Source organism: uncultured Murdochiella sp. (assembly GCF_902488755.1).
Lineage (GTDB): Bacteria > Bacillota > Clostridia > Tissierellales > Peptoniphilaceae > Murdochiella.
In genome coordinates this window covers 1-9,282 of sequence record NZ_CABTXF010000046.1, presented here as the reverse complement: position 1 = coordinate 9,282, position 9,282 = coordinate 1, and the positions used below count along the sequence as shown (strand labels likewise).

Sequence of the window (9,282 nt, the reverse complement as noted above, 5' to 3'; positions counted from 1 at the left end):
TTTTGTTTTTTGTGAGTGTTTTTTATTTAAAAAAAGAGGAGAAGGGCAATAGTTTTTTCACAAAACACTCTTTCACTGCGCTTTTAATCGATTCTTCCATATCCAGCTACAATGGTCGCTTCTTGGCTTTTCCATTTTTACGAGGATAGCGTTCGGGAGTAGGGGATGCTTTGCGAATACGCAAGTTTACACGCTGCAGTTTTTGCTCAGTCCAAACGAAGCTATCTGTTTCTATGAGTTCGCCTCCCAACTCTTTGAGTGCATTCTGCGCATCCGCCACTTCTTGGAGTGCATTCGGTCCTTTCATCGCAATGAGTTCTCCACCAATGCGTAACGCAGGGAGCGTGTATTCCAACAAAGTCGGTAAGGGCGCTACTGCTCGTGCAAAAACGTAATCATACGTTTCGCGATATGGATTTTCCGCGTGCGCTTGCAAAAAGTCTTCCGCACGCGCATGAAACATCGACACATCGGTCAGTTTTAGAGCCTGTGCCACTTCCTGTAAAAAAAGAACTCGCTTATTGAGACTATCGACCAAGGTTAAGGAAATGGACGGATTCATAATCTTCACCGGAAGAGATGGAAACCCAGCTCCTGTCCCTACGTCAATAACGCGCCCCGCAATACCATTTGGAAAGAAGCGGAGGATGCTTAACGAGTCAAGGAAATGCTTATTGTCTATCTCCGCTACGTCCGTAATAGCAGTAAGATCCATTTTTTTGTTCCAGTCGAGTAATAACGAACGGTACGTCTCAAATTGTCGACATTGGGTTGTGCTTAATGCGATACCCGTTTTCCTTGCGCGTTCCGCAAATGCTAAATCCTGCTCACTCATGCAACCGTTCCTTCGTCTTTCGTCGTTCTGTCTCCAGATAAATCAGCAGCACATTCATATCTGCAGGGGATACGCCACTGATTCGAGAAGCTTGCCCGATGGATTCCGGTTGAACAGCATTGAGTTTTTCCGCTGCCTCTTTTTTTAAGCCGGAAATCAAATTATAGTCCATCGGCAAGAGCTTTCGTCCTTCCAGCTTCTTGAACTGTGTGATTTGGGCGTTCTGCTTAGCTATATAACCTTCGTATTTGATCTGCGTTTCGACTTCCATACGAATTTCTTTCGGTAAATCCGGACGATCTATATCTATGGGAGAGAGTTCCTCATACGTCAATTCAGGACGGCGTAGTAATTCCGCTAAGGTTACTCCGGTCTTGAGTGCCGAAGAAGATTGCGCGAGCAAAAAAGCATTGTTTTCTTCTGTTGGTGTGACCATCAAATTCTTTAACCGCTCTTCTTCTTTCGCAATGCGTTCCCACTTTTCGTTCATTCGCTGATAACGCTCTTCAGAAGCAAGCCCAATAGCATATCCAATGCCCGTTAAACGTTTATCGGCGTTATTCTGGCGCAGACTTAGACGATATTCGCAACGAGAGGTCATCATTCTATACGGTTCATTTGTTCCTTTTGTAACCAAGTCATCAATCAGAACGCCAATGTACGCCTGACTACGATCCAAGATGAGCGGTGGCTTTTCTGATAAGAGTCGTGCGGCATTAATGCCCGCCATCAACCCCTGGGCGGCAGCTTCCTCATATCCGGAAGAGCCATTCACTTGTCCGGCAAAAAATAGTCCTTTGCAAGAACGCGCTTCCAGAGAGCTTTTCAACGCACGAGCATCAATGCAGTCATATTCAATTCCATAGGCGGAACGCATGATTTCTACGTTTTCTAATCCTTTGATGGTTCGGTAAAATGCCATCTGCACTTCTTCCGGAAGGGTTGTACTTGCCCCCTGTACATAAATCTCTTCGGTATCTCGTCCTTCCGGCTCCAGAAAAATCTGATGTTGGGGATGATCCGCAAAGCGTACCATTTTATCCTCTAAAGAAGGGCAATAGCGCGGACCGACTCCATGGCGCTCTCCGGAATACATGGGGGAGCGATATAAATTTTCGTCGATGATGCGTTTCGTTTCATCCGTTGTATAGGTCAGATAGCAGGGCATTTGCTGGGTTGAATCGAAATCCTTATCTTGATTCAGAAAGGAAAAGGGGACGATTTCCGGATCGCCATCCTGCAACGCAAGTTGGGAATAATCAATCGAACGCCGATTTACCCGCGCCGGCGTACCGGTCTTAAAGCGTTTTAGAGGAATCCCCGCTTTTTTTAATGCGTCGCTAAAGTAGAGCGACGGGCGTAACCCGTGCGGTCCGGACGAATAGCTCACATCGCCCATGAAAATGGTGCCATTGAGAAACGTACCTGTACAGATAACAACCGCACGCGCTTCATAAAAAGCACCTTGCAGTGTTGTCACGCCACACACTTTGTCCCCATCAATAATCAGCTCGACGGCTTCGCCTTCAATCAATTGCAAGTGCGCTTGTTTTTCTAAGCGATTTTTCATGGTTTCATGGTAGCGTCTTTTGTCCGCCTGAACGCGAAGCGAATGGATGGCAGGACCTTTTGATGTATTGAGCATTCGAGACTGTAGAAAAGTTTCGTCGATAACCGTTGCCATTTCGCCGCCCAGTGCATCTACCTCGCGCACTAAGTGCCCTTTTCCTGTTCCGCCGACATTCGGATTACAAGGCATGTCGCCAACAGAATCAAGGCTAATCGTCAACATAACCGTTTCCATGCCGAGCCGGGCGCTTGCTAATGCTGCTTCGCAGCCGGCATGTCCTGCGCCGATCACGACCACGTCTACGGTTTTTCTTTTGTAGTGTTTCCTATCCATGGCAGCTTCCTTATTTCCCTACACAAAAATCATGAAAAATACGATCCAGGACATCTTCTCCTGCACGCTCGCCGGTAATGTCTGCTAAACAATTATAACTTTCACGCAAATCCACTTCTAAGGCATCCAGTACCACTCCAGACGAGAGAGCTCGTTGTGCTTCTTCCAACGCCGCTTTTGCCTTGGTTAACTGGTCAATGTGGCGCATGTTGGAAAGAAGAGCCGGCTGTTTGGGCATAGTGCCATGAAAAATGCGTTCCAAAATGGCATTTTTTAACGCATCCAGTCCGGTTTTTTCTTTTGCGGACAAGGAAATCCAGGGGATTTCCGGATTTTTCCCTTGCCATCGTATACGGGCATTTTGCATACTTTCGGACAGGGGAAGATCCTGTTTGTTGAGGAGAATAATCGTCGGCTTATCGGTCATTTCCTGCAACAGTGACTCTTCTTCGTCCGAAAAGTCCCGTGTGCCATCAAGCATGGCAAGAACAATATCTGCCTGCGCCAAATGATTTCGACTGATGGAGACACCAATGGATTCCACGGCATCCTCGGTATCCCGAATGCCTGCCGTGTCAATAAGACGCAAACAAACGCCGTCCAGTATATAATTCTCTTCGATGGCGTCGCGCGTTGTCCCCGGAATATCGGTTACAATGGCACGGTCTTGACGTAACAGGGCATTCAGTAGCGAAGATTTTCCCACATTGGGTCGTCCGGCAATAACTGTGGCAATCCCATCGCGAATGAGTCTTCCGTTGTCCGCGTCTTTGAGCAGGGCATCCATCTTCTGTATTATCGCGGCGGTTTCCTCCTGCATCGGCTGTATTGGCAAATCTTCTTCCGCATCTTCCATGAAGTTAATAGCATATTCTACGTGACTTAACAAACGCAGCATGTTCTCTTTTAACGCATTAATCTCGGTGGACAATTCTCCGGAAAGTTGATTTACCGCCTGTGCCTGCGCCTGTTCCGTTTTTGCGTCAATAATATCCATGACGGCTTCGGCTTGCGTCAAATCAATGCGTCCATTCAAAAACGCTCTGCGTGTAAATTCTCCAGGCTGCGCCAAACGCGCGCCGCTGCGCAACACACACGAAAGAACGCGCTTTGCAGAAACCGCTCCGCCATGGGTGTTAATCTCCGCAACATCCTCTGCAGTGTAGGTGTGTGGAGCAGGCATACAGGAAACCAACACTTCATCGATTCGTGCATCGTCCTCAACAATCCAACCATAACGAAGGCGACGATAGTATTTCGGAGATAATGGTGCATCATCCGCCGCCTGAAAAATCCGACGGACAATAGCAAAAGCATCCGGACCGCTCAAACGAACAATGCCGATGCCGGATGGCCCAAGGGACGTGGAAATAGCAGCAATAGTATCTTCGCGAAGGCTTCCTGTCGCTGTTGTACGTGTCGTTTCTGTCATACGATAAAAAAGGCACTCCCTCGGAGTGCCCCCTTTCTATTCTTTATAAAGAATAACCACTTTACGATATGGCTCACGGCCTTCCGAAACTGTTTCGATGTGTTCCATGTTCTGTAACGCGGTGTGAACAATACGTCGTTCATAAGCGTTCATCGGCTCCAGTTTTAAGGGACGCTTGCTTCGCTTTACTTTTTCGGCATTGCGTTCCGCAAGGCGGGTAATGTTCTGCGCCCGACGTTTACGATAATCGCCAACATCCAAGTAAACACGATAGTGATGTTTACTGATGCGATTTAACGTTACCCCCAACAGATACTGAATGGCATTTAAAGTTTCTGCGCGTCGTCCAATGACAATGCCCATATCCGTTTCCGAAATATCCGTCATCTCGATACGCAGATTTTCCTCCTCAATGAAGAAATTAAGCTGCGCCGAAATGTGCATTTCTCGAAGAACGGCAGAAAGCCAGTTCTCGGTAAACCGAATAATTTCCACATTGTCCATTTCACGAGCAGGTGTTGTTTCCTGCGAAGCGTCTCCATCGAAAGAGGGTGCTACGGTACTGTCTTTCATGGAGACATCCGCTGTGGATGTCTCGGATTGTTTGGTCGATATCGTAGGGGAATCGCTACCCTTCTTACCATGTTCACGTTCGACCTCTTCGTGAATGAGATCCAACAGACTATGCGTCGATTTTTCTTCCGTCTTTGTTTCGCGGGGAAGGGGATTGGGGATTTCCTGCGTTTTCTGTTCTTCCTGACGCTTTTCCTCTGCCTTCATCGAAGAAGCTGTTTTTGTCTCTGCTTCGCTTCTTGTTTCCGACGCGGATGTATCGCTTGTTTCTTCCGTCATGGCTGACGTTGCGGAAACGATAGGTTCTTCATCCGCCTCTTTCGAGGAAACGGAAGACTCCTCACGCATTGCTTCTTTTTCTACTTTTTGGAGGTCTTTTTCCTCCAGCAGTTCGCGATAGGTGGATTCTTTTCGCGAAACGCGAACGATGGCTTCTTTAGAGCCGAATACGCCTAAAAATCCCGATTTCGCTTCTTCCATGATTTCGATACTGACATCATCTAATGTGGCATCTAATGCCTCAAGAGCGGCTTTCACCGCTTCGTCGACGGTTTTTCCCGTTTTTACGATGGATTGCATTACTTACCTCCCTCTATCGCACCACGCTTTTTAGAACCGGTAATCAATGCGGCTATTCCGCGGTAGAGCAACTCCAAAAGATTGCCGAATACCCAGTAGAGTAAAAGACCGGATGCCCAGTTTACGGAAAGGAAATAGAACATGACCGGCATGAGCATAAACGTCATATTCATGTTTTTATTCATCTGCTGTTGTTGCTTGCGCATCGGACCAAAAAGCTGAATCGCCAACTGCGAAACGGCATTGATCAACGGTAAGCCGAACCACGTAAGCGGATCACTCTTAAGCAGGTCGGGAATCCAGAAGAAATTTTTCGCAATATGAGAAAAATTACTTACGGAGGATGCCATGTATTTTGCCGGCTCACGCAAAACATTAAACAGCGCTAAAATGAGCATTAATTGAATGAGGGTTGGTAAACAGCTGGAGCAACCCATCATGGAAACTCCTTCTTCCTTATACAATTCCTGCGTTTTTTGCTGCAAAATACGCTCATCATAACCGTATTTTTTTTTCAGTTCCTCAACTTTTGGACCAAGCGCCTGCATTTTTGCTGTCGATTTCGTCGTCTGCGCCATCAGAGGGATGGTAATCAATTTACTGATTACCGCCATCGCAAGAATGGTTAGGGCAAAATAAGATACTTGCGTCGGTTCAGTGAAATTATTGGCAAAATAATGATAGATTTGCCGCATCAGCCAACCAAAGACATCACTCAGCGGAGAAAAGATATTCTGCAAGTCATACCTCTTTTTCTGTTTTGGAATTCATCGAGTCGGCATCCTTTTTTCAATACGATACAGAGAAACATGAAGGATTTCGATGTTTTTCTCTACAAGGGATGGATAGCGTACTTTCCTTTTTATGAATAGTCGTCAGGGAAGTAACGGATCTTCTCCACCTTTTTGAAACGGATTACATCGGAGAATTCGCCAAAGGGTGAGCATAAGCGCCGTAGAAAAACGAAAACGCGCAAATGCCTCCAACGCATACTGCGAACACGTTGGATGAAAACGGCATTTTCCTCTTCCCAAGAGGGGAGACAGAAAACGCTGATAGCCGCGAATAAGAAGATGGGCTATTTGATTCATGACAGAAAACTCTCTTTATCAACAAAGAGGGAATTATTTTTATCATTACTTCTTTGCGAATGCTTCCCTTTAGGCGGTTCGCATGATGGAGAGCCTGCCGTTTTTTTTATTGTGTGTTTTTTCCACTGCATTAAACAGTGAAGTAACGATTGTTCAAGCTGTTGAAAGGAGAGTGATTTTGTCGTCTGCTTCGGTAAAATCACATAATCAAAGCTTTTTGGGAAAGAGTCTTGATGGGTGCGCACAACCTCACGAAGACGTCGCTTAGTGCGATTTCGTTCGTGCGCTTTACCGTATTTTTTGGAAAGAGAATATCCATAACGATTGTGTTCAAGGTGATTACGAAAGCCGATTATTTTGAAGTCACGATTATAGGCAGGCACTCCTCGCCTATACACGCGCTGAAATTCATCATTTTTACGTAAACGAAAAGAACGTTTCATGTTTCTCCTTCTTCTCTTCACCCGAAAAAAAATAGGTCCATTTCCGGACCTATGCAGACAGTCTCTTGCGACCCTTTAAGCGTCTTGCTTTCAATACACGACGTCCGGTTTTCGACGACATTCTGGCACGGAATCCATGATCTTTTTTTCTTTTATGCTTATTCGGTTGATAGGTTCTTTTCATCTCTTCCTCCTTTCCTATTTTCGGCGCATCACGAGCGCCTTTCCTGCGTCGCTCGCAGGAGAAGAGTATCGTTGTTATTATATTGAGGCAATAAAATGGTGTCAAGATGCACAATACGGAAAAGCGTAAATTACCCATTTATAGGATACTTTTTATGATTGTGGATAACCTTCATCCATACGAGAAAAGGCATTCTGTGATATACTTATACCGTGTGTAAACCTGTTCTATTTCCTTATAAAGGCGCTTTTATCCACAATTGTTTATAAGTTGTGGATAAAATAAGTAAAAATACGCGAAAAAGGCAGAAAATTTGGTTTACCTATCCTTCTATCCTGTGGATAAGTCTATTCGCTTATTTCTTTGTGGAAAAGTGGATAAGTACTGTATAACAGAAGAAGAAACGACGTAAAAATGAGAAAGAGACCGATTAAAGGATCGCACTTTATTCCCTAAAATGGTGGAAAAGTCGGTGGACGGTGATTGGGGAAACAATGAATGATTTAACGATGATTTGGGATGAAGTTCTCAGCATGTTGGATATACAACTGAACCGCATTCAGTTAAAAAATTGGCTGCAGCCGCTTATTCCCATTGCATTTCATGAAGATACGTTCGTCCTGGACAGTACCAGTGCCTTTATTCATTCCATGGTCGAAAAGAAATACCAGGCAGATATCGAACGCTGTCTTTCTTATATCTGTGAAAAACCAATTCACGTGAAACTGATCAATCCCAGTATGCCGGATTATGAAAAACATCTTGCTGGCGAAAAACAGATAACGCATAAAAAACAGGACGTGATACTACCTTCAATGACAGAATCCGCTACGAAAAAAGATAATTCGCAGGACATTACAAAAAAACTGCGCGAAAAAAATGATTTATTAGATCAACAACATCGTCGTAACGGTTATAACACCTTAAATCCGAAATACACTATGGACAGCTTTGTGCGCGGAGCGAGTAATGACTTCGCCTATGCTACAGCGATTGCGGTGATTCGTGCGCCCGGAAAAGTGTACAATCCACTCTTTATCTATGGTTTATCCGGATTAGGAAAAACGCACCTCATGCAGGCGATTGCCCATGAAATTCTACAATCCGATCCGCAAAAAAAAGTACTCTATATTACCAGTGAAAATTTCATGAATGAAATGATTGCGGTGATTGAGAATGGTACGAATGCGGAAAAAGAAAATTTCCGTCACAAATATCGTTCCATTGACGTTCTGCTTATTGATGATATCCAGTTCATTGCGGGAAAAAAAGCGACAATGGAAGAAGTGTTTCATACATTTAATGACTTAAAAGAAGCAGGAAAACAAATTGTTCTTTCTGCTGACAAACCGCCAAAAGAATTGAAAAATCTGGAAGATCGCTTGGTTACGCGCTTTGAGGGCGGTATGACAGTGGATATACAACAGCCGGATTTTGAGACACGTGTGGCCATTTTAAATCATAAAATGAAGGGAGAAGCGGTAAAACTTCCGCAATACATTCTTGAATTTATAGCCAACAATATTACAGCAAATATTCGAGAATTAGAAGGTGCTCTTCTTCGAGTACTTGCGTACTATCGATTCAAAGAGGGATCGGAAAATCTTTCTAAAGAAGAGGCAATGGCTATTGCGCGGGAAGCCTTAAAAATCGAGGAATACACCGAGAATAAGCTTTCTTCGGACGAAATCATTCGGCGTGTTTGTGAATACTATAACCTTTCTCTTCACGACATGACTTCCAAGTCCAGACAGGGATCTATCGTGCTTCCTCGTCAGGTGGCAATGTATCTGTGTCGCGAATTAACCAATGAATCGCTGGTCGCAATCGGAAGAAGTTTTGCGCGCGATCATACGACAATAATGCACGCCGTGGACAAAATACGAGCGCGCATGGAAAAAGAATCATCCATAAAGGAAGATGTTACTTCACTCGTCACACAACTGACCCACACCTAAGTAGGTGGATACCTGTGGATGGAAAACGGGGAAAATAAACTTATCCACAAAAACTGTCCAAAAGCAAAAGGAAGAAACAGACAGAAGAAGATGGCTTTTTCCACAGAATACACAGCCCCTACTACTAATGCTACTAACGTATTACTACTATAAGGAGGAGCAGAGATGAAAATTCAAGTGATGCCAAATGAATTGGTTAAGCGCATTGGTCAATGTCAACGCGCGATTTCTACGCGAACAACTATGCAAATTTTAGAATGCATACGCTTTGAAGCCTATGGTGA

Annotated in this window: 9 protein-coding genes; 1 reads left to right on the top strand and 8 read right to left on the bottom strand. The window is 44.7% G+C overall.

Annotated features, from left to right (window positions below; genetic code table 11):
- Positions 1–106 precede the first annotated feature (106 nt).
- The 8 genes from rsmG to rpmH all read right to left on the bottom strand — a co-directional run bounded on the left by rsmG (position 107) and on the right by rpmH (position 7,040).
- Positions 107–835: a 16S rRNA (guanine(527)-N(7))-methyltransferase RsmG gene (rsmG, locus tag RDL68_RS05335; protein ID WP_308540647.1), complete on the bottom strand. Its 729-nt coding sequence runs from the start codon at positions 833–835 to the stop codon at positions 107–109.
- Positions 828–2,738, bottom strand: coding sequence for a tRNA uridine-5-carboxymethylaminomethyl(34) synthesis enzyme MnmG (gene mnmG, locus RDL68_RS05330; RefSeq protein WP_308540646.1), 1,911 nt, complete (start codon positions 2,736–2,738; stop codon positions 828–830). The genes rsmG and mnmG overlap by 8 nt, the downstream gene beginning before the upstream one ends.
- Positions 2,739–2,748: 10 nt before the next feature.
- On the bottom strand, positions 2,749–4,170 hold the full coding sequence (gene mnmE / locus RDL68_RS05325; protein WP_308540645.1) for a tRNA uridine-5-carboxymethylaminomethyl(34) synthesis GTPase MnmE: 1,422 nt from the start codon (positions 4,168–4,170) through the stop codon (positions 2,749–2,751).
- 36 nt (positions 4,171–4,206) lie between these two features.
- Positions 4,207–5,322 (bottom strand): RNA-binding cell elongation regulator Jag/EloR, encoded by a 1,116-nt coding sequence (jag, locus tag RDL68_RS05320; RefSeq protein ID WP_308540644.1) that lies wholly within the window; start codon positions 5,320–5,322, stop codon positions 4,207–4,209.
- A complete protein-coding gene (locus RDL68_RS05315) occupies positions 5,322–6,062 on the bottom strand; it encodes a YidC/Oxa1 family membrane protein insertase (RefSeq protein WP_308540643.1) in 741 nt (246 codons plus the stop codon). The genes jag and RDL68_RS05315 overlap by 1 nt, the downstream gene beginning before the upstream one ends.
- 135 nt (positions 6,063–6,197) lie before the next feature.
- On the bottom strand, positions 6,198–6,413 hold the full coding sequence (yidD, locus tag RDL68_RS05310) for a membrane protein insertion efficiency factor YidD (protein WP_308540642.1): 216 nt from the start codon (positions 6,411–6,413) through the stop codon (positions 6,198–6,200).
- Positions 6,410–6,856: a ribonuclease P protein component gene (gene rnpA, locus RDL68_RS05305; RefSeq protein WP_308540641.1), complete on the bottom strand. Its 447-nt coding sequence runs from the start codon at positions 6,854–6,856 to the stop codon at positions 6,410–6,412. Before rnpA ends, yidD begins: the two co-directional genes overlap by 4 nt.
- Positions 6,857–6,905: 49 nt before the next feature.
- Positions 6,906–7,040, bottom strand: coding sequence for a 50S ribosomal protein L34 (gene rpmH, locus RDL68_RS05300; protein ID WP_308540640.1), 135 nt, complete (start codon positions 7,038–7,040; stop codon positions 6,906–6,908).
- A gap of 494 nt (positions 7,041–7,534) precedes the next feature.
- Between rpmH and dnaA the strand changes: the two genes are divergently transcribed.
- Complete coding sequence (gene dnaA / locus RDL68_RS05295; RefSeq protein WP_308540639.1) at positions 7,535–8,998, top strand: chromosomal replication initiator protein DnaA; 1,464 nt, start codon at positions 7,535–7,537, stop codon at positions 8,996–8,998.
- Positions 8,999–9,282: the final 284 nt, after the last annotated feature.